Here is a 25700-nt window from a genome sequence, read left to right as displayed (position 1 = left end):
ATCATGAAAAAAATTATTTACATCTTATTATTGAGTTGGTCCATCGTTACTTTTGCACAATCAAATGTAAAAGTAATAGAAAATCAGTTCTTAGATTATAATCAATTGATTGTAAAAAAAGATTTTTCTAAAGCATTAGACCAATATGCTCATGAAGGATTTCTGAAATTTGTGCCCAAAGAAACCATGGTGCTTATTTTTGATAAGATGTTTAATGATCCTAACATGAAATTTTCTTTGGAAGTTCCTACCATTTTAAAAGTGGAAGAATATCCTCAGAAAATACAAAATGTATCTTATGCTAAAGTTTTTTACTCTCAAAAAATGAGTGTAGAATTAGAAGATGTGGTAAATGCAAAAGATGCCGAAGAAAAACAAAAGAATATCAATCTTTATTTAGGTGCTTTTAAATCACAATTTGGTGATGGAAATGTAGTTTTCAATGAAAAAAACAATCAATTTGAGGTAATGTCATACAAAATGGCAGTTGCCAACTCTAATGAAGGTAAAAATTGGAAATTTACAGTAGCCGAAAAACAACAAGTAGAACTCTTAAAACAATTTCTTCCAGAAGAAATACTTACTGATTTAAAATAAAAAAATACATACAATGTCAATACTAGAAATGAAAGTTCCTTCTCCAGGAGAATCAATCACAGAAGTAGAAATAGCAACTTGGTTGGTAAAAGACGGAGATTATGTAGAAAAAGATCAAGCAATTGCTGAAGTAGATTCAGACAAAGCTACACTAGAGCTTCCAGCAGAACAAGCAGGGATTATTACCCTAAAAGCGGAAGAAGGAGAAGTAGTAAAAGTTGGTCAAGTCGTTTGTTTAATTGATATGAGCGGAGCTAAACCAGAAGGTACAGCTGCACCAGTTGCAGAAGCTCCAAAAGCTGAAGAAGCTCCAAAAGTAGAGGCTCCAAAACCTGCTGCTGCTCCAGCTGCTACTTATGCTACCAATTCGCCATCTCCAGCTGCTAAAAAAATTCTAGACGAAAAAGGAATTGATGCTGCTGCAGTTTCAGGAACAGGTAGAGACGGAAGAATTACCAAGGAAGATGCGCTTAATGCAACTCCTGGTGTACCAGCAATGGGTGTTTCTTCGGGTAACAGAGCTCAAACCACTACCAAACTTTCAGTTTTAAGAAGAAAATTGGCAGCAAGATTGGTTTCTGTGAAAAACGAAACAGCAATGTTAACTACCTTCAATGAAGTTGACATGTCTGAAATTTTCAGAATCAGAAAACAATACAAAGAAGAATTCGCTGCAAAACACGGAGTAGGTCTTGGATTTATGTCTTTCTTTACCAAAGCGGTAACCAGAGCTTTACAGATGTATCCAGATGTAAACGCAATGATTGATGGAGATTATAAAATCAACAACGAATTCTGTGATATTTCTATCGCGGTTTCTGGTCCTAAAGGTTTAATGGTTCCTGTATTAAGAAATGCTGAAAACCTTACTTTAAGAGGAGTAGAAGCAAGTATTAAAGAACTAGCAACCAAAGTAAGAGACGGTAAAATCACCATCGAAGAAATGACAGGTGGTACATTTACCATTACCAATGGTGGTGTTTTCGGTTCTATGCTTTCTACACCTATTATCAATCCACCTCAATCTGCAATTTTAGGAATGCACAACATTATCGAAAGACCAGTTGCGGTAAATGGCAAAGTAGAAATCAGACCAATGATGTATTTAGCAGTTTCTTATGACCACAGAATTATTGATGGTAGAGAATCTGTAGGTTTCTTAGTTGCAGTGAAAGAAGCGCTAGACAATCCAGTAGAAATTCTAATGGGTGGCGACGAAAGAAAAGCGCTAGAACTTTAATTTCTTAGAAAATAAAGTCATAAATATTAAGTATTTATGAAATAAATAATTCCCGCTGATTTTTCGGCGGGATTTTTGTTATCTTTATTTCATCATAAAATTTTAAAAATGTATTCTTCAATTACTCAAAACATCAAAGTTTCTGTAATCCCAGAATATGATGTGAAAAATTCTTTTCCTGCAGACAATCGTTTTGTTTTCAGATACAATATCGTCATAGAAAATCTAGGAAATGATGCAGTAAAACTCATGAAAAGAAGATGGCTGATTTATGATGTAAGTTTCGGATTTACAGAAGTGATGGGAGATGGAGTCATCGGCATGACACCGGAATTACAACCTGGAGAGTCTTTCAGTTACTTTTCTAATGTTATTTTGCGTTCAGGAGTAGGAAACATGCAGGGAAACTACATTTTTAAAAATTTAGAAACTTTAGAAACTTTTGAGTCTGATATTCCTAAATTTAATTTGGTTTCAGAAGTCCTTTGTAATTAAAATTTCTATAAATGAGAAAATATTTATTACTTCTTATATCAATTTTACTGTGTCTTGTAACTTTATATTTGATAAATGTAATAAATCCTTATTATGTGTTGCAAGAAAATATTAAAGAGTATTTATACTTACTTGTAATTCCAATCTTTTTAACTTTTATCATAGCACTTTTTGTTAATACCAAAGAATATTATTGGAATAGATTATTTCCTAGTTTAATTATTTCTTATTTGATAACTTTTCTCTTTTTAGGTATTTATTTTTTTGATTCATACTTAGACAAACAAAAAATCATTGAAAAACAAAGATTAGAAGCATTAAATGATATAAAAAAAGGAATCGTTAAAAAGAAATTTGGTTCTGGTCTAATTATTTTTGATGAAAATTATGATAAAAGAGTAAAAGAAATAGATTCTCTACAACGAAAAAAATATGGTTTTTTTGTTGAATCTACTGGATGTATCATATATGAAGAAGATAGTTATTATAACGAAGTCGTAGATGAATATTTACAAAAGAAAAACGGAAAAAACTGGGAAAACCAATATAAAAAAGAAGTAGCTCTAATTATTAAAAAGTATCCTATTAAAGAAATTGAAAGATAAATTTATTTTAGAAATTATAGAACCTTCAAATTCTTACTAAAAAGTGCAGGTAATTCTTCGTTTTCGGTAATCAGAAGTCTTTCAAAAGCCAATAAAGAAAGCTTTGCACAAACTTCTGCATCAGCTCCAGCTCTGTGATGTGTAAATTGTATATCATGACAATTGGCGAGGTTTTTTAAACTATAACTCGTCAGATTTTTCCAAGATTTTTTTGCAATCTGTATGCTACAAAGATATTCTGTTTTAGGCTTGAAAATGCCATAATAATCAAGGCAACTGCGCAAAACTCCCGCATCAAAAGAAGCATTGTGGGCAATCATAAGATTTCCGTAGAGCAAATCTTCTATTTCGTACCAAATCTCGTCAAAAGTAGGAGCATGAGCTACATCTTTTGGATAAATCCCATGAACATTGATGTTGTGTGGATTGAAATAAGGGAAACTCGGTGGTTTAATGAGCCAAGTTTTGGTTTCTACAATTTCAGAATTTTCTACCACGCAGATTCCTAATTCACACGCAGAGTTTCTCTCGTGAGTAGCCGTTTCGAAATCTAATGCAACAAAATTCATGCTTTTAATAGTTTAAAATTCTAGAAATAATTTGAAGATAAAATAATTTTTTCACCCAACATCCATCATCCAACATCCATCAATTATAAAAAATGTTTAAAAATCAACCATTTACTTTGGTAATAGTCTTTAATTTGATTTTTGCTTCTTAATTTTAAACTTTCGGCAAACATTCCATAAAAACCAAAATGCGCTTTTAGTACTGCAATTAAGTGAGGAAATCCATCTTTCATCCCGAAATAAACGCCTGCAATTCCGTCTAAAACCAATCTTAATGGAATAATCCAAAAAAGACTAGAAGTAGGCAAATTTTTAAGAAGCATGGTCAAATTGTTTCTGAAATTAAGAAACGTTTTTTGTGGAGATTGCTTGTTAAGTGTTCCACCACCAACATGAAAAACAGTAGATTTTCCGCAATAGTAAATTTTTCTTCCCGCATTTTTGAGACGCCAACATAAGTCTATTTCTTCTTGATGGGCAAAAAATCTTTCGTCAAAACCTTTCATCTTCCAGAAATCTGCTCTTCTGATGAATAATGCACAACCAGTTGCCCAAAAAATCTCTGTTTCATCATCATATTGTCCTAAATCTTCTTCTATCGTTTCGAAAACTCTCCCTCTACAATACGGATAACCAAGATGATCAATCATTCCACCAGCTGCACCTGCAAATTCAAAATATTTAGAATTTTTAAAAGCCCTAATTTTAGGTTGAATTGCTGCAATATCAGGATTTTTCTCAAAAAGTTCTAGAATAGGTGTAATCCAATTTTCGGTTACTTCTACATCAGAATTCAGCAAGCAGTAGATTTCTTCTTTTATATGTTGTAAACCTTCGTTATAACCACCAGCAAAGCCAGAATTTTTAGCATTGATGATGATTTTTACCGTTGGGAAATATTTTTCTACAAAAGCAACGGAATCATCTGTAGAAGCGTTGTCTATTACATAAACCGTAGCTTCGTCAGAATATTCTAACACATTGGGCAAGAATTTTTCTAACCATTTTTTTCCGTTCCAATTGAGTATAGCGATGGCTACTAATGGCATATTTTTAGTATTTATTCATCAAAATGCTTAATTGCATCTTTGTATTTCCATTTTCTGTGACTCCAGAGCCAATTGTCTGGATTTTTATTAATGGTTTTTTCTAAATTTTGATGAAATTTTTTCACCACTTCATAAGGTTCAAATTTTTGATTATTAGGGGTAATTTCGTGGTAAGTAACTCTATAGTGCCCTCTTTTAATCTTCTCCATCTCACAATACACAAACGTTACATTCATTCTGCTAGAAAGTCTGTCGTAACCTACAAAAACAGGTGTTTTTTGATTTAAAAACCAGATCCCAAAATTTACCATAGAAATATGAGGAGTTTGGTCTGCTACAAACATATAAACTGAGTTTCCATCATTTGGATTTCTAAGAATATGTTTCATTACATCATCCGCTTCTAGAGCTTGATTACCATATCTGCTTCTAATTTTTCTAATTTTTTCTTCCCAAAAAGGATTTTGCATTTTTCTGTAAATAGGGAAGCATTTTTCTTGAGGAATAATTGTTGCCAAAGAATTAAACCATTCCCAATTGAAAACATGACCAGAAAGCATCATCACATTTTTTTGTTTTTTTTGAGATTCAGAAAAAACTTCTAAGTTTATATGTTGAACTCTTTGGTGTAAAGATTCATCAGAAATTGTAAATGCTTTTAGAGTTTCTACAATGTAATCAGAAAAATTATGATAGAATTTTTTTGAGATTTTTTTTATTTCTTGATCTGATTTTTCGGGGAAAGAATTTTTCAGGTTTTCTAGTACTACTTTTTTTCTGTATCTTATAACATAATAGATAATGAAGAATATAAAATCTGATATAAAATACAAGATTTTAAAGGGTAGTTTGGATAAAAGGAAAATTATTTGGAATAATATTTGGTTCAAAATTCAAAATTAATTTGCAAATTTACAAAATCAATTTAAGTTAATGAATAAAAAAGTAAAATATGAAGAAAATATTATTAAATTTAGCTTTTTTGGGACTGTTTTTGCCTGTTATTTCTAATGCGCAAACTACATCTGAAGTAGATGCTGCAAAATTAGAAGCTAAGAAAAAAGCTGAGGCAGAAAAAGCTTCTTATGCAAAACCTTATAATGATGCCGAAAATGCCGAAAAGAAAATTGCAGAATTGGTAAAAAAAGCCAAAAAAGAGAATAAAAACATCATGCTACAAGCAGGAGGAAATTGGTGTATTTGGTGTTTGAGATTTAATAATTTCGTGCAAACTACTCCGGAATTAAAGAATTTGGTAGACGAAAACTACATTTATTATCACTTAAATTATTCTCCGAAAAATAAAAACGAGAAAATTTTTGCGCAATACGGAAATCCTGGTGAGAAATTTGGTTATCCTGTTTTCATAGTTCTTGATAAAAATGGAAAGCAAATTCATACTCAAGAAAGCGGTTCGCTGGAAGAAGGGAAAGGCTACAGCTTAGATAAAGTAAAAGCATTCTTCGAAGCGTGGAAACCTAAAAAGTAATAAAAAAGAGTTGAAAATTTTCAACTCTTTTTTTATAAAGAAAAACAATATTTTTGTTTTAAAAAAGTTACTACATAAACTAAACCCATGAAAAACATTCTTTTCCTCTTTTTGTTTATATTGTTTTCTTGTGAGACAAAATCTCAACAAAATTCTAAAGCCAATAATAATTTACCAAATTACAGAATTTCGCAAGTCAAAAACTACATTAAAGGAAAGGATTATAATCAGGATATAGCTATTTTTATCAATTTTAGAATTCCTTCTAATAGATTTAGATTTTTCATTTATGATCTTAAAAATAATAAGGTTTTAGATAAGGCCATTGTTTCTCATGGTTCTGGTTCAGTGATTAAAGGTTCTAAAGAACTTAAATTTAGCAACATAGAAAACTCTTATAAATCTTCTTTAGGTAAATATGTCATCATGAATTCTTATGTGGGAACTTTTGGTAAATCTTATCGTTTAAAAGGATTGGATAAAACCAACAGCAATGCTTTAAAAAGAGCAATCGTTTTGCATTCTTACCATTGTATACCGGATACAGAAACTCAGAATCCTGCATGTTTAAGTTTAGGTTGTCCTATGTTATCTCCTCAATTTTTTAAAATTACAGCAAATTATATTGACCGTTCTGAAAAGAAAATTTTACTGTACGCTTTTTATTAATAAAATCTGCTTAATCTGCCCAATCAGCGAGAAAATTCTTACAATAATTTTTTCAAAATATTGAGCTTAGCATCAGAATAAGGAGGATATTTCAATTCTGGCTCCAAATAATTAGATTTTTTGAGAATTGCTTTTTGGTGAGAGAATGCAATAAATCCAAATTTCCCATGATAATGCCCGATTCCAGAATTTCCTACACCTCCAAATGGAAGTCTGTCATTGCTCAAATGCATCAAAGTATCATTGATACAACCGCCGCCAAAACTTAATTTCTCGGTAAAAAGTTCTTGTTCTTTAGCATCATTGCTGAATAAATAGGCAGAAAGCGGTTTTTCACCTTCCACTACGGTTTGCATGGCTGTTTCTAGATTTTTATACGTCAAAATAGGTAAAATTGGTCCGAAAATTTCTTCCTGCATTACTGCATCATCCCAAGTTACGTTATCTAAAACAGTAGGAGAGATGTATCTTTTTTCACGGTTGGTTTCCCCTCCGAAAACCACTTTTTCACGGTCAATCATCTTTTCTAATCGGTCAAAATTCCTCTCGTTTATGATTTTACAATAATGGTCTACATTATCCGTATAGTTTCTTTTTTTAATTTCTTCGATCAGAACTTTTAAAAATTTCTCTTTAATATTTTCTGCAACATACAGATAATCAGGCGCTACGCAAGTTTGACCAGCATTAATAAATTTTCCCCAAACAATTCTTCTTGCTGTAATGTTTAAATCAGCTTTTTCAGTCACAAAAGCTGGAGATTTTCCGCCCAATTCTAAAGTTACTGGCGTTAAATGTTCTGCGGCAGCTTTGTAAACGATTTTTCCAACTCTTGGACTTCCAGTGAAAAATATTTTGTCAAATCTTAGTTTTAAAATCGCTGTGGTTTCTTCTACACCGCCTTCTACTACGTATAAAAATTTTGCATCAAAATTTTCATTGATGAGTTGCGCCATCGCTTTCATCGTGTTTTCAGGAAGTTCGCTGGGTTTAATCATACAAGTGTTTCCAGCAGCAATTGCTGCAATAACTGGTGTTAAAGTCAATTGATAAGGATAATTCCACGCACCGATAACCAAACAGTTTCCAAGCGGTTCAAACACGATTTTACTGCTTCCCATTTGGTTCACAATATTGGTGAGAACATTTTTGGGCTTGGCAAAAGATTTTAAATTTTTTAAATAATAGTCTATGTCTTTATAAATAAAAGAAATTTCGGTTCCGAAGGTTTCAAATTCAGACTTCCCGAAATCTTGATAAATGGCATCATACAGTAATTTTTCATTGCTTTTGACTACTTTTTTCAGTTTTTGCAATTGTGCTTTTCTGAAATCTAAATCTTTGGTAGCGTGACTGTTAAAAAAAGTTTTCTGTTGTTGTAAAATATCAGCGTAATTCATTATTTTAGACATTGATTTTCACAAAGATAAAATAAACTGTAGATTTTCGAAGGAATATTTTTTAAGTTTCAAAAAGACTTTATGTGAGAAATAATAGTTTTAGAATTTTAAAGAAAAAGAATGCTTTTCTGAAGTATCTTACTGCGTTGAATAAAAGAAAAATTAATTGATATGGATTTTAAAAATAAAAAAGTACTGATTACGGGTGGTTGCTCTGGAATTGGTAAAATCATGGCAAGAAAATCTTTGGAAAGAGGTGCCTCCAATTTGATTATTTGGGACATTAATGAAGAAGGTTTAGCCAAAACCAAAGAAGAATTTGCAAAATTTGGGAAAGAAATTTCTACGTATAAAGTAGATGTTTCTAATCTAGACGAAATTAAAATCGCTGCACAAAGAGTAAGAACAGAAGTAGGAAAAGTAGATATTCTCATTAACAATGCTGGAATTGTAGTAGGGAAATATTTCCATGAACACACCCACGAACAAATTCAGAAATCGTTATTGATTAATGCGAATGCTTTAATGCACATTACGCTAGAATTTTTACCAGAAATGATGAAAGAAAACTCTGGTGCCATTTGTAATATCGCTTCTTCAGCAGGATTGATTTCTAATCCTAAAATGTCTGTTTACGCAGCTTCAAAATGGGCAGTAAACGGTTGGAGTGATTCTTTACGATTAGAAATGCAACAACTGGGTAAGAATATTTCTGTCACTACAATCATGCCTTTTTACATTAACACAGGAATGTTTGACGGAGTGAAATCTAAATTGCTTCCGATTCTAGAACCAGAGCCAACTTCAGAAAGAATTATCAAAGCCATAGAAAAAGGAACCAAGATTTTGGCAATGCCACTTCCTTATTGGTTTATTCGTTTTTCACAAGGAATTTTACCGATTCCAGCCTTCGATTGGGTGATGAAAAATGTCTTTGGAATTTATGATACCATGAAAGATTTTACAGGTAGAAAATAAAATTGAAACGCAGGGAATTTTCCTGCGTTTTTTGTTGAAAGTTAATTTAATGTTAATTTTCTTTAAATAAATTGGTGCAAAAAGTATTATTATTGTATTTTTGAGCATCTAAAAAAAGTAAAAAAAAGACCTTTGATGAATTCTTACAAAAATCCATTAGAAGAGCGCTATTCTAGTGAAGAAATGCTCTTCAATTTCTCACCTAATCAGAAATTTAGAACTTGGAGAAAACTGTGGATTGCGCTCGCAGAAATAGAAAAAGACCTCGGTTTAGACATTACCGATGAGCAAATTGCTCAGCTCAAAGAACATTCAGAAAACATAGATTTCGAAAAAGCAGCACACTACGAAAAGAAGTTTCGTCATGATGTGATGGCGCATGTTCATACTTACGGAGATGTTGCTCCATTAGCTAAACCAATCATTCATTTGGGTGCAACTTCGGCATTTGTAGGAGATAATACAGACCTTATTCAAATTAGAGACGGACTGCAAATTATCAGAAAACAATTGGTGAACGTCATCAAAAATCTTTCTGATTTTTCACTTCAATATAAAGATTTGCCTACGCTTGGTTTCACACACTTTCAACCAGCACAGTTAACTACGGTTGGGAAACGTGCTACGCTTTGGTTGCAATCTTTACTTCTGGATTTAGAAGAATTAGAATTTTTCCTTGAAACCCTAAGATTTAGAGGAGTAAAAGGAACTACAGGAACCGCAGCAAGCTTTTTAGAGTTGTTTAACGGAGATTATTCTAAAGTGAAATATTTAGACAAAGAATTGTCCAAACGTTTTGGTTTTGAGAAGGTTTTCGGAGTTTCTGGTCAAACTTACGACAGAAAAATTGACGCAAAAGTTTTGGCGTTATTGTCAAATATTGCACAATCTGCTCATAAATTCACCAATGATTTAAGACTTTTACAGAATTTAAAAGAAATAGAAGAACCTTTTGAGAAAAATCAAATCGGTTCATCTGCGATGGCTTACAAACGTAATCCTATGCGTTCTGAAAGAATTTCTGCATTAGCAAAATATGTGATGTCATTGCAAAATTCATCTGCAATGGTAGCCGCTACTCAATGGTTCGAAAGAACTTTGGACGATTCTGCGAATAAAAGATTAACGATTCCTCAAGCGTTTTTGGCTGTAGATGCTATTTTATTGATTTGGAATAACATTATGAATGGAATCGTTGTGTACGAAAACAGAATTCATAAACATATTATGGAAGAACTTCCGTTTATGGCGACAGAATACATCATCATGGAGGAAGTGAAAGCGGGTGGTGACCGACAGGAAATTCACGAAGTGATACGTGTTCATTCTATGGAAGCCTCGAAAAAGGTAAAAATGGAGGGCAAAGAAAACGACTTAATAGAAAGGATCATGAATGACAATTCCCTGAAATTAGACAAATCGAAATTGAAAGAGGTTTTAGACCCTAAAAATTTCATCGGCTTCGCACCTATCCAAACCGAGGAATTTGTTCAGCAAGAAATTCAACCTGTTTTGGAAAAATACGCCGACTTAATTGGCTTAGAATCAGAACTAAAAGTATAAATTTGTGCAGCGTTGTCGCTGCACTTTTTGTTTGAAAAGTAATAAATCTAATATTTAAATCTGACATCTGATGTCTCATAAAAAAAGAATTTTCGTAGAAAAAAGAGGAATTTTCGATGTAGAAAGTCCTAAAGTTTTAAATGAAATTAAATCTATTTTGCCAAACATTCAATCGGTGAAAGTCTTTAATATCTATGATATTTTTGGCTTAGACGAATTGGAATTTGAAAAAGTAGTCAACAATACTTTTGTAGATCCAGTGGTGGATATTTTGCATCATGAAAATCCAGCAAAATCCATTTATTTTGCAACAGAATTTCTTCCTGGGCAATATGATCAAAGAGCAGATTCTGCACAGCAATGCATCGCCTTACTCACTGGAAATGAAAAATCTACCGTAAGAAGTGGTAAATTGATAGAATTACAAGGAGTTGAAGTTTCAGATTTATCAAAAATTAAAGATTTACTCATTAATAAAGTAGAATCTCAAGAAAAAAATCTTGAAATTTTAGAAATTCCAGCGGAAGAAACTCCAGATCAAATCAAAATTTATCACGATTTCAACGATTTAACCACTCAACAACTTAACGATTTTTACAACAATCACGGTTTCGCCTTTGGTTTTGATGATTTGCAATTTATTCAAGATTATTTTAAATCAGAAAACAGAAATCCGACCGAAACTGAACTAAAAGTTCTGGATACGTATTGGAGTGACCATTGTCGTCACACTACTTTTGAAACAGAACTGACTGATATTCAGTTTGAAGGAAAGTTCAAAGAAACTTTAGAAAAAATATTCAACGATTATTTAGAGAAAAGGAGATTCTTGGGCAGAGAAGCAAAACCAATCTCTTTGATGGATTTAGCAACGGTTTGCGCAAGATATTTCCATAAAACAGGCAAGCTAGAAAATCTAGTCGTTTCAGATGAAATCAATGCTTGTACGATAGAAATTGAAGCCGAATTTGACGGTAAAAAAGAACCTTGGTATTTGTTATTCAAAAACGAAACACACAATCACCCTACAGAAATTGAACCTTTTGGTGGTGCTTCTACTTGTTTGGGTGGCGCAATCAGAGATCCATTATCTGGTAGAGCTTTTGTGTTCCAAGCGATGCGTTTAACAGGCGCTGCAGATGTTTTAGAACCTATTTCTGAAACTTTACCGGGTAAATTGCCACAAAGAACTATTTCTAAACAAGCGGCAAATGGATATTCTTCTTACGGAAATCAAATTGGTTTGGCGACGACTCACGTTTCTGAAATTTATGACGAAGGTTATAAAGCAAAACGAATGGAAGTTGGTTTTGTTGCAGGTGCGGTTCCAAAATCTTGGGTTCGCAGAGAAAAACCAGCAGTTGGCGATGTCGTAATTGTTTTAGGGGGTGCAACGGGAAGAGATGGAGTTGGCGGAGCAACGGGAAGTTCTAAAGAGCAAGACGAAACTTCTATTCATACGATGAGTTCTGAAGTGCAGAAAGGAAATGCGGTGGAAGAACGAAAGATTCAACGATTATTTAGAAATCCAGAAGTAACGAAGTTGATTAAAAAATCAAATGATTTTGGAGCGGGTGGAGTTTCTGTTGCAATTGGCGAAATTGCTGATTCACTGGAGATTAACCTCGATGTTTTACCTTTGAAATATGAAGGTTTGAATGGAACGGAACTCGCGATTTCGGAATCTCAAGAAAGAATGGCAGTAGTGATTGAAGCGAACGAAAAAGATAAATTTATCAAATTCTGCGAATCAGAAAACATAAAAGCTGTCGAAGTAGCAAAAGTTACAGATAGCGGTAGGATGCAAATGTTCTGGAACGGACAAAAAATAGTAGATCTCAGCAGAGATTTTCTGGATACAAGTGGTTGTAGCAAATATCAAAAGGCAAGAATTGCCCATTTACAAGAAGTTAACTCAAAATCTATTGAGTTTAATGAAGAGAATTTCTACAAAATTTTAGCAGAAAAAAATACCGCTTCTCAAAAAGGATTAGTTGAAATGTTTGATTCTACAGTGGGTGCGACTACAGTTGCGCTTCCTTTTGGTGGGAAATATCAAACTACAGAAACCGAAGGATGTGTGCAAACGTTACCTATTTTGAATGCTGAAAATATAGAAACGGTTTCTTATGCAAGTTGGGGTTTTGATGCTGAAATTTCCAAGCAAAATTCTATGATTGGTGCAAGTTTAGCAGTAGTAGAATCGGTGGCTAAAATCGTTGCAATGGGCGGTAATTTTAGAAATATCAGACTGAGTTTTCAGGAATATTTTGAAAAATTAGGCAATAATCCAGAAAAATGGGGGAAACCTTTAGCATCACTTTTAGGTGCTTATGATGCACAAATGAACCTTGGTTTAGCGGCAATTGGTGGTAAGGATTCTATGAGTGGAACGTATCAAGATATCAATGTTCCGCCAACCTTAATTTCCTTCGCTTGTGCTGATGGAAAAAAATTAAACACCATTTCTCCAGAGTTCAAAAAAGTGGGAAATTTTATTTATCATTTCCATCATCAATTGCAAGAAAATGGATTGCCAAATTACGAAAATTTAATCGAAGTTTTTGACTATATTCATCAAGGGATTCAGGACAATAAAATCGTTTCTGTGAAAACCATTAAAGATGGTGGAGTTGCAGTTGCCGTTGCAAAAATGAGTTTTGGAAATCTTTTAGGAGCAGAAATTTCTTTAGATGAAAAATTCTTGCTCGAAAAAAATATCGGTGGATTAGTAATAGAATCTTCAGAAAAATTAGACAGTAATTTACTTGAATTAATAGGTGAGGTTAAAAATTTAAATATAATCAAAATCAATAATTTAAATTTTGAAATCAATAAATTACTTGAAGTTAATTTTGGGACATTTGAAAATTTATTTCCAACTAAAGAAAAGGAAAGAATTCAAATTAATTTTGATGAAAATTTGAACGGAACAGAGAAAAAATCAATCAACATTATTTCTCATAAAATAGGAAAGCCTAGAGTTTTTGCTCCAATTTTCCCAGGAACCAATTGTGAATACGAAACGCAAAATGCTTTCAGAAAAGAAGGCGCATTAGTAGATAGTTTACCACTGAAAAATTTAAACCATCAATTGCTTGACGAAAGTATAGAAGCTTGGGTGGAAAAAATTAAACAGTCACAGATTCTAGTATTTTCAGGAGGCTTTTCAGCAGGTGATGAACCAGACGGTTCGGCTAAATTTATTGTGAATGTTTTGAAGAATGAAAAGATGAAAAATGCGGTTCACGAATTGCTTTCCAGAGACGGAATGATTTTGGGAATTTGTAACGGTTTTCAGGCTTTGGTAAAATCTGGTTTGCTTCCTTATGGCGAAATCAGAGATTTAGATGAAACATCGCCAACTTTAGCGCACAACGCTATTGGAAGACATATTTCTCAGATGGTAGATGTAAAAGTCATCAATGATGATTCGCCTTGGTTAAAGGGAATGAAAGGTGAGGTTTATACCATCCCAATTTCTCACGGTGAAGGCCGATTCATGGCTTCGGAAGAAGTGTTGCTAGATTTATATAAAAAGGGTCAGATTGCTACGCAATATATCGATACTGATGGGAATATAGCACATGGAATGCCATTTAATCCTAATCAATCGCTGTTCGGAATTGAAGGAATTACAAGTGAAAGTGGTAAGATTTATGGAAGAATGGGGCATCCAGAACGTTTCGCAGAAGGTTTGTTCAAAAACATTCCTACCGCAAATTATCATAATATTTTCAGAAACGGAGTAGAATATTTTAGGTAAGGACAAGTCGAGACTTGTCTGAAAATCCCGGATTTTCAAATAATATTAAAGGAGAGTCGCGGAGCGACGAACGATTTTAAAGGTTGGAATTAATTCCAACAAAAAAATAGAATAAATAATAAAATCTCAATAAAATGAATAAAGGTGAAATGCTTTACGAAGGAAAAGCTAAACAAGTTTTCGCAACAGAAAATCCAGAAGAAGTAATTGTAAAATTCAAAGACGATGCCACAGCTTTTAATGCTCAAAAACGTGGAAGTTTCGATTTGAAAGGCGAAATGAATAACGCTATTACTACACTTATTTTTGAGTATTTACAAGAAAAAGGAATCCCAACTCATTTCATCAAACAATTGAATGAAAGAGAACAATTGGTAAGAAAAGTGAGCATTATTCCTCTAGAAATGGTGGTGAGAAACTACGCTGCGGGAAGTATGGCTCAAAGGTTAGGAGTAGAAGAAGGAATTAAATCTCCAGTGACTATTTTTGATATTTGCTACAAAAAAGACGAATTGGGCGATCCTTTGATTAATGATTATCACGCCATTTTCCTGGGAGCTGCTACCAAAGAAGAGTTGGACGAAATGTATGCTTTAACCAATAAAATCAATGAGTTACTGAAAGAATTGTTCGATAAGATGAACATTATTTTGGTAGATTTCAAAATCGAATTAGGAAAAACATCTGATGGTAAAATTATTCTAGCAGACGAAATTTCTCCAGATACTTGCAGACTTTGGGATAAAGATACCATGAAAAAACTCGATAAAGATAGATTCAGACGTGATTTGGGCGAAGTTACTGAAGCGTATGTAGAAATCTATGAAAGATTGAAAAAAGCTCTAGGAAAGTAATTGGTATCTAGTAATTAGTAATTGGTATCTAGTAATTGGTATTTAGTATTAAGTTTTAAAAAATAAATTTTATGCACAATTATAAAAAACTGAATGTATGGATTTCATCAATTTCCCTTGTTAAAAATATATATAATTTAACCAGAAAATTTCCGAAGGAAGAAATGTTTGTTTTGACTCAACAATTAAGAAGAGCTGCAATTTCAATTCCTTCTAATATTGCTGAAGGTGCGGGTAGGAATTCAAACGCTCAGTTTAAGAATTTTTTACAAATTTCAATTGGTTCTTGTTTTGAATTAGAAACTCAATTAATTATTTCAAAAGAATTAGAATACATTTCAGAAGAAGAACTAGAGACCATTTCTAAAGAATTAGATTCAATAATGAAAATGAATCATAATCTCCAAAAAACGTTGTAATGAAATTAGAATTTCAAAATTATTCAACTATATCCAAATATGCTTTTGAAAATCGTTATAATGATTTTCAAAATACCAAATACCAAATACCAAATACCAATTACCCATTTGATAAAATGGAAGAAGAATGTGGAATTTTTGGTTTGTATTCTGATAATGAGGTAGATACATTCTCGCTTTCTCAGTTCGGATTGTTTGCTTTGCAGCATCGCGGACAAGAAGCTTGCGGTATTTCTGTTTCTTCTCAAGGCAAAATTATTACCGTAAAAGATGAAGGTTTGGTGTTGGATGTTTTTAAAACCATTCCAAATCCTGAAGCATTATTGGGAAATGCAGTGATTGGTCATACTCGTTATACCACAGCTGGAGATAAAAAAACCTATAATTTTCAGCCATTTTTTGCAAAAAATGAGTACGACCAAATTATTTTGTCGATTGCTCATAATGGTAATTTGACCAATGCGCAAGAACTCAAAGCAGAATTAGAAGCGGAAGGTGTAGTTTTCAAAGCAACTTCAGACTCTGAGGTGATATTGAGATTGATTCAGAAAAATCTGGATTTAGGATTGCGTGGTGCGATAAAAGCAACCATGGAAAAAATAGAAGGCGCTTATTCCGTTGTAGGAATGACCAGAAATAAATTTTTTGCATTCAGAGATTTTCACGGAATTCGTCCTTTGGTTTTAGGAGCGATAGATGAAAAAACTTTCGTTTGTGCTTCTGAAACATGCGCACTAGATGCTGTAGGAGCGCAATATGTAAGAGATATTCTTCCTGGTGAAATTGTTTATACTTCTGAGCATCACGAAGGTTTACAGAGTTTCTTGGTTAAAGAAAATTGCGAAAGAAGAATCTGTGCTTTTGAATATATTTATTTTGCAAGGCCTGATACCACTTTAGAGGGAATTAATGTACACGAAATTAGAGAAAAGTCTGGCGAAAAAATTTGGGAACAAGCTCCTGTAAAAGCAGATGTAGTGATTGGAGTTCCTGATTCTGGAGTTCCTGCTGCAATTGGCTATTCTAAAGCTTCTGGGATACCATTTAGACCAGTTTTAATTAAAAACAGATACATCGCAAGAAGTTTCATTGTTCCGTCTCAGGAAATGAGAGAAAGAGTAGTGAATTTGAAACTGAATCCTATTGTTGCTGAAATCAAAGGCAAGTCAGTGGTCATTATTGATGATTCTATTGTAAGAGGAACAACTTCTAAACGATTGGTGAAAATTTTAAGAGACAGTGGAGCGAAAGAAATTCATTTCAGAAGTGTTTCTCCGCCTATTATTGCGCCATGTTTCTTAGGAATTGATACGCCGAAAAAAGATGATTTAATCGCAGCAAATATGTCTGTGGAAGAATTAAAAGATTATTTGGGAGTAGACAGTTTAGAATTTTTGAGCATTGATAATTTAAAAGTGATTTTAGGTTCTTCTGACCATTGTTTCGGTTGTTTTACAGAAAAATATCCTGTAAGCAAGCCAAAAGAAACGCATTTATTTGATTAGTTTTAAATTTAAATAAATAGAAAAACTCGAGATTTTCTCGAGTTTTTTTGGTAATGATAGGTTGTATGTATGAAAGTGTTAGTGTTTTAAAAGTTGAAATCAAGACCTACTTGCAAGTTATTGTTCTTAGAATTGCTTAAGAAATAATCGGTTACGTTTCCATCTTTTCCAATTCCTGTTAAACCGAAAGTGTAACGAGCATTGATGCCTAAATTTTCATTGATTTTAAGTCCAGCGCCAACTCCAGCTCCTACATTAAATCGGTTTAAGTAATCCATATTGATGTTGGTAGAAGGTGTGATAATGGTGTTTAAACTTTGGTTTGCCGAAAGCATGTAGCTAAATTCTGGTCCAACTTCTAAATATAAATTGCTTGGCAAATTATACTGTAACATAATCGGTAATGATAGATAATCTAGTTTAGTAGTTGTAGAAACTTGACCGATAATTCCTCCAAAATCATATAAATCTGTTTTTGCTCCCATTTGGTTATATACCAATTCTGGTTTAATGCTGTAAGATTCTGTAATCGGGAAAGTAGCAGTTACACCTGCATATAATCCAGTTTTCATTTTGGTATCTACTGCGGTAGAAGTATTTGAAATGTCAGATAAGTTAAGACCTGCTTTTACTCCAAATTGTTGAGCAAAAGAAAGTGAACTTGCTAAAACGGTTAATCCCAAAAATATTTTTTTCATAATCTTTATTTTTCTTAATTAAATAATTGTTTAATATTTTCATATTTCCAAAGAGCATGCCAAAAATGCAACCGAATTATCAAGTGTCTGATTTACAGCGCTAAAAAAGCCGAAGATTAATCTTCGGCTTTTATTTTTTTTCATCAAGTGTTCTTTCATTAGAACTTTATATTTAAACCAACTTGAAAAGCGTTGTTTTTGTTTTTCGCGTCAGCTGCAGGTCCTGATTCTTTAGTGATATCGCTGAAACCAGCTACATATCTTGCGTTAAGACCTACATTTTTAGAAATGTCAAATCCTAAACCTAAACCAACTCCCATGTTGAAGCTATTGAAGTCTTCTTTATCCAATTCTGTTACTATTGAAGAAGAACCATTGTCAAATTTTTGTTTAGCGTTTACTAAAAATCCAAATTCTGGACCTGCTTCTAAGTAAAACTGTGGAGTAGCTTTGTATTGGAACATCACTGGTACTGCTACATAATCTAAGTTAAGGGTAGAAGAATAAGTAGTTCCTGATACGGTAGAAGATACTTTAGAGCCTAAATTGTTATATAAAACTTCTGGTTGAATGCTGAATGATTCTGATACAGGAACGTTCATGAAAACACCTGCGTAGTAACCTACTTTTGATTTAGTGTCATCAAATCCTTCGTCTGAAATAGTTGAAACGTTCATACCTGCTTTTGCTCCGAATTGCTGTGCAAATGTCAATGAGCTTACTGCTACTGCAGCGGTTAAAAATAATTTTTTCATAATTTTAAATTTTTTGTTCTTATTAATTTCTAATTTCTAATTTTTAAGTTTTATGTTTTTGTCTTTGCAAAGTTTCAATTTTTGTAAAAGCTTCTTGTTATAAAATTTTAAACAATTGTTTCAAAATTTTTGCTCCACACTTGTAAGCTTTATTAAAACTGAAAAGTTGTTCAGATTTCTAAGGCAAAGTTGTAGCATTTCTTAAAATTTTATTTTACAAAATTTTCATTGTTTTTTACAGAATTTCATAAAAAAAAGTTTGGCCAAAGCCAAACTTTCAAATATGTTGCCAAAAAACCTTTTGTTAAAGGGTTTTTATTATGCTATGCATTAATATTTCTGTAGTAATCTAAAGCTTGTTCTATGTGCTCTTGACTTACTTTGTAGTCATAGTTACATTTACCTAAACCTTCTAGAATAGAGAAATTAATCTTTCCATGGTCGTTCTTTTTGTCATTGAGCATTAATGAGATAATCTCTTCATTACTAAATGCAGAAATCGAAATATATGGATAATATTTTTGAATATTTTCAATAATGTGATGTGCTTTTTCTGGCGAAATAAGACTTTCTAACTCCGAAATTTTAGTTTCGATAATCATTCCGAGCGCTACTGCTTCACCGTGTGGAATGACGTGGTGTGTTTTCAGGCAAAGACTTTCCACAGCATGACCAATGGTATGACCAAAATTTAATATTTTTCTAAGACTTTTTTCTTTGTAATCTTTCACTACCACATTTTCTTTAATCATCATAGAGTTTTCGATATGCGGAGCTATGTTTTCGGGTGTAAGTTCTTCTATGGTAATGAGATTATTCCAGTGAGAAACATCTGCAATTAAACCATGTTTCAGCATTTCTGCAAAACCACTTCTTAGCTCTACAAAGTCCAGCGTTTTTAAAAATTCTGGATAAACCAAAATATGCTCTGCTTCTGCAAAAGTTCCTACAATATTTTTAAGATATTGGTGGTCTATTCCTGTTTTTCCTCCAATAGAAGCATCACACATTGCTAGAAGAGTAGTGGGAATATTGATGAAAGAAATTCCTCTCTTATAAGTAGAAGCTACGAAACCGCCCAAATCGGTAATCACACCACCTCCTAAATTGAGGAGTAATGATTTTCTATCCGCTTCGAAATCTGATAAAATCTCCCAAAGTTGTACCACCGTAGAAATGTTTTTAGCATCTTCTCCTGATTCTATTTCTATAATTTCAAAGTGAATATCGGTATCTAGATTTCCTAAAAGTGTAGGAAGGCAATGTTGATGAGTGTTTTCGTCTACCAAGATGAAAATCTGACTAGGTTTTTTTTCTTGTATAAACGTGTTAAGTGCTGAAAATTCTGAGTCTAAAATAGAAAGCATGCTAAAAATTTTTGCAAAAATAACAATAAAAAGCACACCAAAATTTTGTTGTGCCGTGATTTTTGTCTTGTATAACAAAATTATTCTATACAAATGTTTAATTATTAGAGCTATAAAAATCATGAAATTTATATTTTAGTAATTGCATAACAATCATTAAATTTGGGCGTCAAATAATTATATATGTCAATTTTCAACGATACTAAAATTGCTTTTGCTGAAAAGTCAACAGCGCAACTAGAAAAAGCCAAGTGGATGTTTACCGCTATTAAATATCCAAGTCTTACGAATGTGGGAATTAACGTTTTGAATTTCACCATTAAAAACAATTTTCCTTTGGTAACAGATTTGGTGAAAACTACACTGTTTGAACAATTCTGTGGTGGCGAAACTCGCGAACAAAGCATGAAAGTGGTAGACAAAATGTTTAAGCATCATGTAGGAAGCATTTTTGATTATGCCATCGAAGGAAAAGAAGAAGAAGCGGCTTTTGATACAACTTGCGAAGAAATTAAAGAAAATATAAAATTTGCAATAGGTAATCCTGCCATTCCTTTTGTGGTTTTTAAACCAACAGGTTTTGGTAGATTAGACTTGTATGCAGATGTTTCAGCGGGAAAAGAATTAACCAGTTCCGAAAAAGAAGAATGGCAACGTGTAAGAAATCGTTACGAAGAAGTTTGCAAAATGGCGTATGACAATAAAGTAATTCTGATGATTGATGCAGAAGAGTCTTGGATGCAAGATGCAGTAGATCATTTGGTAAACGAGATGATGGAGAAATACAACCAAGAGAAAGCCTATATCTGGAATACAATTCAAATGTACAGAACGGGAAGATTAGAATATATGGCTCAAGATTTAGAGCGTGCAAAATCTAAAAACTATTTCTTGGGGTATAAATTTGTTCGTGGTGCGTACATGGAAAAAGAAAGAGAACGCGCTGCCGAAAAGAATTATCCAGACCCAATTCAGCCAACCAAAGAAGCTACCGATAATAATTATAATGCAGCAGTAGATTTTGTTTTAGAAAATTTGGATAGAGTAGCAGCATTTTTCGGTACGCATAACGAGAAATCTACAGAATTGGCGATGGACAAAATGCAAGCCAAAGGTTTACCTCATGACCACGAAAATATCCATTTCGGGCAGTTATACGGAATGAGTGATAATATAACGTATTACCTTGGGGAGAAAAAATACAATGTAACCAAGTATTTACCTTACGGTCCAGTAAAAGATGTAGTACCTTATCTTACCAGAAGAGCACAGGAAAACACTTCTGTAGCAGGACAAACAGGTCGTGAACTTTCATTAATCCAAAAAGAATTAGAAAGAAGAAGAAAAGAAAAGTAATTTTTTCAGAAATTTCTTAAAATATCAATACAAGCGGATGTCACTTTGAGCGTAGTCGAAAAGGAGTCCGCTTTTTTTATGAATTTGGTTATCGGCTTTAGCTAAAACTTAATTCTCTTAATTCATTTATTAAATTTAAATTAAAGGAAACTTCGCGCTCTTTGCGTAAAAACTTTGCGTCTTTGCGTGAAAAATCAATTCTAAAATCCGTATTTTTGTAAAAATCATCATCAAATCGTCAAATCAACACATCGCCGCATTGACTTTCGCACAAATTATTCTACCACTTAATCTCAAAGGAACTTTTACCTACAAAGTTTCAGAAGAATTTTTGTCGAAAATCGAAATAGGAATGCGTGTTTTGGTTCCTTTTGGTGGGAAGAAAATTTATACAGGAATCGTTGCCGAAATTCATCACAATGAACCCGAAACTTTTTTGCCAAAAGACATTCATTCATTGCTAGATGCAGAACCTATTGTTCCAAAACTACAATTGAAATTCTGGAATTGGCTTTCGGAATATTATCTCTGTAATATTGGCGAAATCTATCGTTTTGCGTTTCCAAGTTCTTTAAAATTAGAAAGTGAAACCTACCTGAAAAGAAATCCGAATAAAGAAATAGACTGGGAAGTTCTAGACGCCAATGAAACCTATCTATTGCAGGCTTTAGAAGTGAAAAGTCTCGTCAGTTTGTCTGAAATAGAAGCTTTTATTCCTAAAAAAGAAATCGTGAAAACGGTAAAAGCGCTCATCGACGAACAACTGATTTTAATAGACGAAAAAATCTACGAAAAATATAAAGCCAAAGAAGTGGCTTATCTTAAAATTGATGAAAATATTCTCGGCAATCTTTCAGAAATTCTGCAAAGTTTAACCAAAGCCAAAAAACAAAAAGATTTGTTTTTAACCATTTTGGAGGCTCAACAAACACAAAATCAACCGCTGCGAAAGTCTCAATTTTTTGAAAATGGAGTTTTCAATGCTTCGCATTTAAGAGGTTTGGTGGAGAAAAACTTGGTACAGGAATATTACCTTCAGAAAGATAGAATCGAAACGTATGAAGGAGAAATAGAAAATCTGGAAAAACTTTCGGAAATTCAAGAAAAAGCTTTGACAGAAATGAATGAAGGTTTCCGTGAAGGCAAAAATGTTTTGCTTCATGGTGTTACCAGTTCAGGAAAAACGCATTTGTATCTGGAAAAAATAGAAGAAACCATTGCTAATGGAAAAAATGTATTGTTTCTGCTTCCTGAAATTGCTTTGACCAAACAAATAATCCAAAGATTAGAAAAAAAATACGGAAAACAACTCGGCTTTTATCATCAAAAACTCACAGATTTCGAAAAAGTAGAAGTGTGGCGAAAAGTGAAGAATAATGAGATTAAAATCCTCATCGGAACCAGAAGTTCGCTGTTTCTTCCGTTTCAGAATTTAGGCTTAATCATCATTGATGAAGAGCATGATGCTGCTTACAAACCTCGTGAAGTAAAACCTTTTTTCAATGCCAAAGATGCCGCTTTGGTTTTGGCAAATTATTATCAAGCGAAAGCGATTTTGGGTTCTGCAACGCCTTCTGTAGAAAGTTATTACGCCGCCAAAAATGGTAAGTTAAAATATGTTTTCTTAGGAGAAAGATTTGGTGAAGTAGCTTTGCCAAAATATGAAATTATCAATTTCAAAGAAGCGCAAGAATCGAAACTTTCAGTAGGTCATTTTTCTCAGCATTTAATTGATAAAATTTCTGAAAATTTAGAAAATAAAAAGCAAACCATCATTCTGCACAACAGAAGAGGATACGCAAACGTGGTAGAATGCGAAAGTTGCGGTCATGTTACTTATTGCAGCAATTGTGATGTGGTGATGACCTATCATAAATCTACCAATGAGCTGAAATGCCATTACTGTGGTCACAAAGCGCAAAAATCTAAAATCTGTCCGAAATGTCAAAGTACAAACCTCAATACTCGTGGAATTGGCATAGAACAGATAGAAGAAGAAACGCAGAAAATCTTTAAGGAAACTCAAGTAGAAAGAATGGATGTAGACAGTATGCGTAAGAAATTTGCCTACGAAAAACTCTACGAAAAAATAGAATCTGGAGAAGCCGAAATTGTGGTAGGAACACAAATGATTTCTAAAGGTTTGGATTTTGATAATATAGAATTGGTGGCAATTCCAAAAGCAGATTCGCTGTTGTATGTTCAGGATTTCAGAGCAGAAGAAAGAGCCTATCAATTGATTACGCAAGTTTCGGGAAGAGCGGGTAGAAACTCTGGGAAAGGTAAAATTTATATCCAAACATACAATCCTCATCATCCTCTTTTTGAACTGATTAAAGAAGAAAATTCTACAAAAATTTATGAGCATTTCCTCAAAGAAAGAGAGCAATTTTTGTATCCACCTTTTGTGAAATTGGTTTTAATTGAACTCAAACATAGAAAAGAAGAAAAATTACAGAGAGCTTCTCAGTTTTTAAGTTCGGTTTTGCAAAAATATTTGCCTTTGCCATGTATTTTAGGGCCAGAAAAAGCACCGATTGGTAAAATAAATCTCTTGTATCAGTATCAGATTTTGCTCAAATTACCAAGAGGCAAAAAGTACCAAGAATACAAGGATTACGTGCTGAAATCTCTAGAAGAATTCGAAGAAATTACCGCTTATAAAAGCATTAAAATAGATACGTTTGTTGATTTTTAACAAATTTTAACAATTCTTGGGACAGTTTTAGCTATAGAAGAAGAATAGGAAAAGGCAATAATTTATAAATTTGTCCCGTTAGAATATTGAAAATCTGATTATTATAAAGTCTAAAATGAGAGAATTGAAAAGAATAGCTATAGCTGCAACTGTGCTTATGCAAACCGCAGTTATTGCCCAAACTTCATCAGTTTCTTCTAATATATATACCGAAAAAAGTGGAATAGGAAGTGCTGGAATAGAAAAACCTGTGCTTTCTCCCAAAGAACAGTTAGAAGAAAATATAGAAAAAATGAAAAAAGACCCTCTTTTGCGCAACGCAACTTGGGGTTTTGTAGTGTACGATACCAAAAAGAAAGAAGTCATCACCGGTTATAATGAAGACAAACCTCTTATTCCGGCTTCTACCACCAAATTGCTTTCTACCGATGCTTCTATGGCGCTTTTGGGGGGAAGATTCAAATGGATTACCCAATTAGAATACTCTGGAACCATCGACGAAGCGGGAACGCTTAACGGAAATCTTTTCGTGATTGGCAGTGGTGATCCTTCTATGGGAACAGGAAAAGCAGGAGCGTGGTCTTATTCTCAAATCATCAGCGATTATTTAGCTAAAATTTCTGAAGCGGGAATCAAGAAAATTAATGGAGATATTGTGGTACAAACAGCTGTTTTTCAGGATGTAAGATTAGAATTACCTGAAAAAATAGTTTGGTTGGAGCATAATAATTACTATTTACCTGTAGGAAATACCAATAACATCAACCCAAAAAACGAGAGAATTGCCGTAAAAGCAAAATCAGTTTTTGACACTTCAAAAAGATATTTTTACGTTTCTCCTTACATGCACAAAATGGCTTTCACCGAAAAATTTGAAGCCAATAATTTAATTACAACAATTCCTGCAGCTCCAACTTTATTGGCCAATAATCTTAGAGCGAGTTTGATTAAAAATAGAATTCCTATTTCTGGAAAAGTCATCAATAGAGTGACTGACCCAAATCCTGAAGAAAGACAGTTTTTAGCGAAATATTCTTCACCTACAATGGTGGATATTATTTATTTTACCAATCAAAAAAGTGATAATGCTTTAGCGGAATCTCTATTGAAAACAGTAGGTTTTTACAAAACAGGAAATGTTTCTTTAGAATCGGGACGAGAAACCATCGTGAGACATTTAGAAGAGAAAAGATATGATTTTGATGGATTAGTTTTAGCGGATGGAAGTGGCTTGTCGAGAGCAAATAAAGTTAAACCCATTTCTCAAGTGAAGTTTTTAGCAGATGTGATGAAAGAGAAATATTATGATGATTTCCTTAAATCTTTGCCGATTGCAGGAGAAACAGGAACGCTGAGAAGAATGTTTAAATCGGGTAATAATTACGGTCAAATTTTTGCCAAAACAGGAACACTTAATGGAGTAAAATGTTTGGCAGGTTACATTAAAACAAGAGACGGAAGAATTCTTTCTTTTTCTTTGTTAATCAATGGTTATTTAGGTTCAGTAGACCAAATAAAAGCCAGAATGGAACAATTGCTAGAACCTGTGATAGATTTGTAAAAAAATAAGAAGATTTTTCCCATTCTTTAGGATTTTGAAGGAATGAAAAATTTTAGAATTTCAAAGA

The 25700-nt window shown here is 33.1% G+C and carries 22 protein-coding genes; 15 read left to right on the top strand and 7 right to left on the bottom strand.

Annotated features, from left to right (window positions below; all coding sequences use genetic code 11):
• Positions 1 to 3: 3 nt before the first annotated feature.
• The 4 genes from KKQ79_RS06655 to KKQ79_RS06640 all read left to right on the top strand — a co-directional run bounded on the left by KKQ79_RS06655 (position 4) and on the right by KKQ79_RS06640 (position 2937).
• Positions 4 to 597 (top strand): hypothetical protein, encoded by a 594-nt coding sequence (locus KKQ79_RS06655; protein WP_213189468.1) that lies wholly within the window; start codon positions 4 to 6, stop codon positions 595 to 597.
• A 13-nt stretch (positions 598 to 610) separates the two neighbouring features.
• A complete protein-coding gene (gene odhB / locus KKQ79_RS06650) occupies positions 611 to 1837 on the top strand; it encodes a 2-oxoglutarate dehydrogenase complex dihydrolipoyllysine-residue succinyltransferase (protein ID WP_213189467.1) in 1227 nt (408 codons plus the stop codon).
• Between the two features lie 108 nt (positions 1838 to 1945).
• Positions 1946 to 2332 carry a Co2+/Mg2+ efflux protein ApaG gene (apaG, locus tag KKQ79_RS06645; RefSeq protein WP_069797320.1) on the top strand — a complete coding sequence of 129 codons (387 nt, stop codon included), beginning with the start codon at positions 1946 to 1948 and terminating at the stop codon, positions 2330 to 2332.
• Positions 2333 to 2343: 11 nt separating this feature from the next.
• Positions 2344 to 2937: an FEKKY domain-containing protein gene (locus KKQ79_RS06640; RefSeq protein WP_213189466.1), complete on the top strand. Its 594-nt coding sequence runs from the start codon at positions 2344 to 2346 to the stop codon at positions 2935 to 2937.
• 14 nt (positions 2938 to 2951) lie between these two features.
• Here KKQ79_RS06640 and KKQ79_RS06635 read toward each other — a convergent pair whose 3' ends face one another.
• From KKQ79_RS06635 to KKQ79_RS06625, 3 genes are all read right to left on the bottom strand, one after another.
• Positions 2952 to 3506, bottom strand: a complete 555-nt coding sequence (locus KKQ79_RS06635; protein WP_213189465.1) for a 3'-5' exonuclease — start codon at positions 3504 to 3506, stop codon at positions 2952 to 2954.
• Between the two features lie 83 nt (positions 3507 to 3589).
• Positions 3590 to 4555 carry a glycosyltransferase family 2 protein gene (locus tag KKQ79_RS06630; protein WP_213189464.1) on the bottom strand — a complete coding sequence of 322 codons (966 nt, stop codon included), beginning with the start codon at positions 4553 to 4555 and terminating at the stop codon, positions 3590 to 3592.
• Positions 4556 to 4566: 11 nt separating this feature from the next.
• The gene (locus tag KKQ79_RS06625; protein WP_213190694.1) at positions 4567 to 5448 is read right to left on the bottom strand and encodes a lysophospholipid acyltransferase family protein; all 882 of its coding nucleotides are present in this window, start codon (positions 5446 to 5448) and stop codon (positions 4567 to 4569) included.
• Positions 5449 to 5507: 59 nt separating this feature from the next.
• Between KKQ79_RS06625 and KKQ79_RS06620 the strand changes: the two genes are divergently transcribed.
• Both KKQ79_RS06620 and KKQ79_RS06615 read left to right on the top strand, forming a co-directional pair.
• A complete protein-coding gene (locus KKQ79_RS06620) occupies positions 5508 to 6044 on the top strand; it encodes a thioredoxin family protein (protein WP_213189463.1) in 537 nt (178 codons plus the stop codon).
• 87 nt (positions 6045 to 6131) lie between these two features.
• Positions 6132 to 6713, top strand: coding sequence for a murein L,D-transpeptidase catalytic domain-containing protein (locus KKQ79_RS06615; RefSeq protein WP_213189462.1), 582 nt, complete (start codon positions 6132 to 6134; stop codon positions 6711 to 6713).
• A gap of 38 nt (positions 6714 to 6751) precedes the next feature.
• Here KKQ79_RS06615 and KKQ79_RS06610 read toward each other — a convergent pair whose 3' ends face one another.
• Positions 6752 to 8113 (bottom strand): aldehyde dehydrogenase, encoded by a 1362-nt coding sequence (locus tag KKQ79_RS06610; RefSeq protein WP_213189461.1) that lies wholly within the window; start codon positions 8111 to 8113, stop codon positions 6752 to 6754.
• Between the two features lie 171 nt (positions 8114 to 8284).
• Here KKQ79_RS06610 and KKQ79_RS06605 point away from each other — a divergent pair, with 171 nt between their 5' ends.
• The 6 genes from KKQ79_RS06605 (at position 8285) to purF (ending at position 17198) form a co-directional block, all read left to right on the top strand.
• On the top strand, positions 8285 to 9091 hold the full coding sequence (locus tag KKQ79_RS06605) for an SDR family oxidoreductase (protein ID WP_213189460.1): 807 nt from the start codon (positions 8285 to 8287) through the stop codon (positions 9089 to 9091).
• A 135-nt stretch (positions 9092 to 9226) separates the two neighbouring features.
• Positions 9227 to 10654 carry an adenylosuccinate lyase gene (gene purB / locus KKQ79_RS06600; RefSeq protein WP_213189459.1) on the top strand — a complete coding sequence of 476 codons (1428 nt, stop codon included), beginning with the start codon at positions 9227 to 9229 and terminating at the stop codon, positions 10652 to 10654.
• Between the two features lie 70 nt (positions 10655 to 10724).
• A complete protein-coding gene (locus KKQ79_RS06595; protein ID WP_213189458.1) occupies positions 10725 to 14420 on the top strand; it encodes a phosphoribosylformylglycinamidine synthase in 3696 nt (1231 codons plus the stop codon).
• Positions 14421 to 14554: 134 nt separating this feature from the next.
• Positions 14555 to 15274: a phosphoribosylaminoimidazolesuccinocarboxamide synthase gene (gene purC / locus KKQ79_RS06590; protein ID WP_069797351.1), complete on the top strand. Its 720-nt coding sequence runs from the start codon at positions 14555 to 14557 to the stop codon at positions 15272 to 15274.
• A 71-nt stretch (positions 15275 to 15345) separates the two neighbouring features.
• A complete protein-coding gene (locus tag KKQ79_RS06585; RefSeq protein ID WP_104793534.1) occupies positions 15346 to 15693 on the top strand; it encodes a four helix bundle protein in 348 nt (115 codons plus the stop codon).
• Positions 15693 to 17198 carry an amidophosphoribosyltransferase gene (gene purF / locus KKQ79_RS06580; protein WP_213189457.1) on the top strand — a complete coding sequence of 502 codons (1506 nt, stop codon included), beginning with the start codon at positions 15693 to 15695 and terminating at the stop codon, positions 17196 to 17198. The genes KKQ79_RS06585 and purF overlap by 1 nt, the downstream gene beginning before the upstream one ends.
• A gap of 86 nt (positions 17199 to 17284) precedes the next feature.
• Here the strand turns inward: purF and KKQ79_RS06575 are convergent, their stop codons facing one another.
• The 3 genes from KKQ79_RS06575 to aroB all read right to left on the bottom strand — a co-directional run bounded on the left by KKQ79_RS06575 (position 17285) and on the right by aroB (position 20018).
• Positions 17285 to 17896 (bottom strand): porin family protein, encoded by a 612-nt coding sequence (locus KKQ79_RS06575; protein WP_069797302.1) that lies wholly within the window; start codon positions 17894 to 17896, stop codon positions 17285 to 17287.
• Between the two features lie 158 nt (positions 17897 to 18054).
• A complete protein-coding gene (locus tag KKQ79_RS06570; RefSeq protein WP_213189456.1) occupies positions 18055 to 18651 on the bottom strand; it encodes a porin family protein in 597 nt (198 codons plus the stop codon).
• 323 nt (positions 18652 to 18974) lie between these two features.
• Positions 18975 to 20018, bottom strand: coding sequence for a 3-dehydroquinate synthase (gene aroB, locus KKQ79_RS06565; protein ID WP_213189455.1), 1044 nt, complete (start codon positions 20016 to 20018; stop codon positions 18975 to 18977).
• A gap of 183 nt (positions 20019 to 20201) precedes the next feature.
• On the opposite strand from aroB, the gene KKQ79_RS06560 reads away from it, so the two are divergent.
• The 3 genes from KKQ79_RS06560 (at position 20202) to dacB (ending at position 25633) form a co-directional block, all read left to right on the top strand.
• Positions 20202 to 21374, top strand: a complete 1173-nt coding sequence (locus KKQ79_RS06560; RefSeq protein ID WP_213189454.1) for a proline dehydrogenase family protein — start codon at positions 20202 to 20204, stop codon at positions 21372 to 21374.
• A 259-nt stretch (positions 21375 to 21633) separates the two neighbouring features.
• Positions 21634 to 24072 carry a replication restart helicase PriA gene (priA, locus tag KKQ79_RS06555; protein WP_213189453.1) on the top strand — a complete coding sequence of 813 codons (2439 nt, stop codon included), beginning with the start codon at positions 21634 to 21636 and terminating at the stop codon, positions 24070 to 24072.
• Positions 24073 to 24187: 115 nt separating this feature from the next.
• A complete protein-coding gene (gene dacB, locus KKQ79_RS06550; RefSeq protein WP_213189452.1) occupies positions 24188 to 25633 on the top strand; it encodes a D-alanyl-D-alanine carboxypeptidase/D-alanyl-D-alanine endopeptidase in 1446 nt (481 codons plus the stop codon).
• Positions 25634 to 25700 lie beyond the last annotated feature (67 nt).

This window comes from Cloacibacterium caeni, assembly GCF_907163125.1.
In the GTDB taxonomy this organism is placed as follows: domain Bacteria; phylum Bacteroidota; class Bacteroidia; order Flavobacteriales; family Weeksellaceae; genus Cloacibacterium; species Cloacibacterium caeni_B.
Note: the sequence above shows the minus strand (reverse complement) of the source record. Positions and strands in the feature narration are given on the sequence as shown.

What these genes read in the sequence shown, in the direction of transcription:
- KKQ79_RS06655 (WP_213189468.1), top strand. Translation starts at nt 4, where the DNA reads ATGAAAAAAATTATTTACATCTTATTATTGAGTTGGTCCATCGTTACT.
- odhB (WP_213189467.1), top strand. Translation starts at nt 611, where the DNA reads ATGTCAATACTAGAAATGAAAGTTCCTTCTCCAGGAGAATCAATCACA.
- apaG (WP_069797320.1), top strand. Translation starts at nt 1,946, where the DNA reads ATGTATTCTTCAATTACTCAAAACATCAAAGTTTCTGTAATCCCAGAA.
- KKQ79_RS06640 (WP_213189466.1), top strand. Translation starts at nt 2,344, where the DNA reads ATGAGAAAATATTTATTACTTCTTATATCAATTTTACTGTGTCTTGTA.
- KKQ79_RS06635 (WP_213189465.1), bottom strand. Translation starts at nt 3,506, where the DNA reads ATGAATTTTGTTGCATTAGATTTCGAAACGGCTACTCACGAGAGAAAC.
- KKQ79_RS06630 (WP_213189464.1), bottom strand. Translation starts at nt 4,555, where the DNA reads ATGCCATTAGTAGCCATCGCTATACTCAATTGGAACGGAAAAAAATGG.
- KKQ79_RS06620 (WP_213189463.1), top strand. Translation starts at nt 5,508, where the DNA reads ATGAAGAAAATATTATTAAATTTAGCTTTTTTGGGACTGTTTTTGCCT.
- KKQ79_RS06615 (WP_213189462.1), top strand. Translation starts at nt 6,132, where the DNA reads ATGAAAAACATTCTTTTCCTCTTTTTGTTTATATTGTTTTCTTGTGAG.
- KKQ79_RS06610 (WP_213189461.1), bottom strand. Translation starts at nt 8,113, where the DNA reads ATGAATTACGCTGATATTTTACAACAACAGAAAACTTTTTTTAACAGT.
- KKQ79_RS06605 (WP_213189460.1), top strand. Translation starts at nt 8,285, where the DNA reads ATGGATTTTAAAAATAAAAAAGTACTGATTACGGGTGGTTGCTCTGGA.
- purB (WP_213189459.1), top strand. Translation starts at nt 9,227, where the DNA reads ATGAATTCTTACAAAAATCCATTAGAAGAGCGCTATTCTAGTGAAGAA.
- KKQ79_RS06595 (WP_213189458.1), top strand. Translation starts at nt 10,725, where the DNA reads ATGTCTCATAAAAAAAGAATTTTCGTAGAAAAAAGAGGAATTTTCGAT.
- purC (WP_069797351.1), top strand. Translation starts at nt 14,555, where the DNA reads ATGAATAAAGGTGAAATGCTTTACGAAGGAAAAGCTAAACAAGTTTTC.
- KKQ79_RS06585 (WP_104793534.1), top strand. Translation starts at nt 15,346, where the DNA reads ATGCACAATTATAAAAAACTGAATGTATGGATTTCATCAATTTCCCTT.
- purF (WP_213189457.1), top strand. Translation starts at nt 15,693, where the DNA reads ATGAAATTAGAATTTCAAAATTATTCAACTATATCCAAATATGCTTTT.
- KKQ79_RS06575 (WP_069797302.1), bottom strand. Translation starts at nt 17,896, where the DNA reads ATGAAAAAAATATTTTTGGGATTAACCGTTTTAGCAAGTTCACTTTCT.
- KKQ79_RS06570 (WP_213189456.1), bottom strand. Translation starts at nt 18,651, where the DNA reads ATGAAAAAATTATTTTTAACCGCTGCAGTAGCAGTAAGCTCATTGACA.
- aroB (WP_213189455.1), bottom strand. Translation starts at nt 20,018, where the DNA reads ATGCTTTCTATTTTAGACTCAGAATTTTCAGCACTTAACACGTTTATA.
- KKQ79_RS06560 (WP_213189454.1), top strand. Translation starts at nt 20,202, where the DNA reads ATGTCAATTTTCAACGATACTAAAATTGCTTTTGCTGAAAAGTCAACA.
- dacB (WP_213189452.1), top strand. Translation starts at nt 24,188, where the DNA reads ATGAGAGAATTGAAAAGAATAGCTATAGCTGCAACTGTGCTTATGCAA.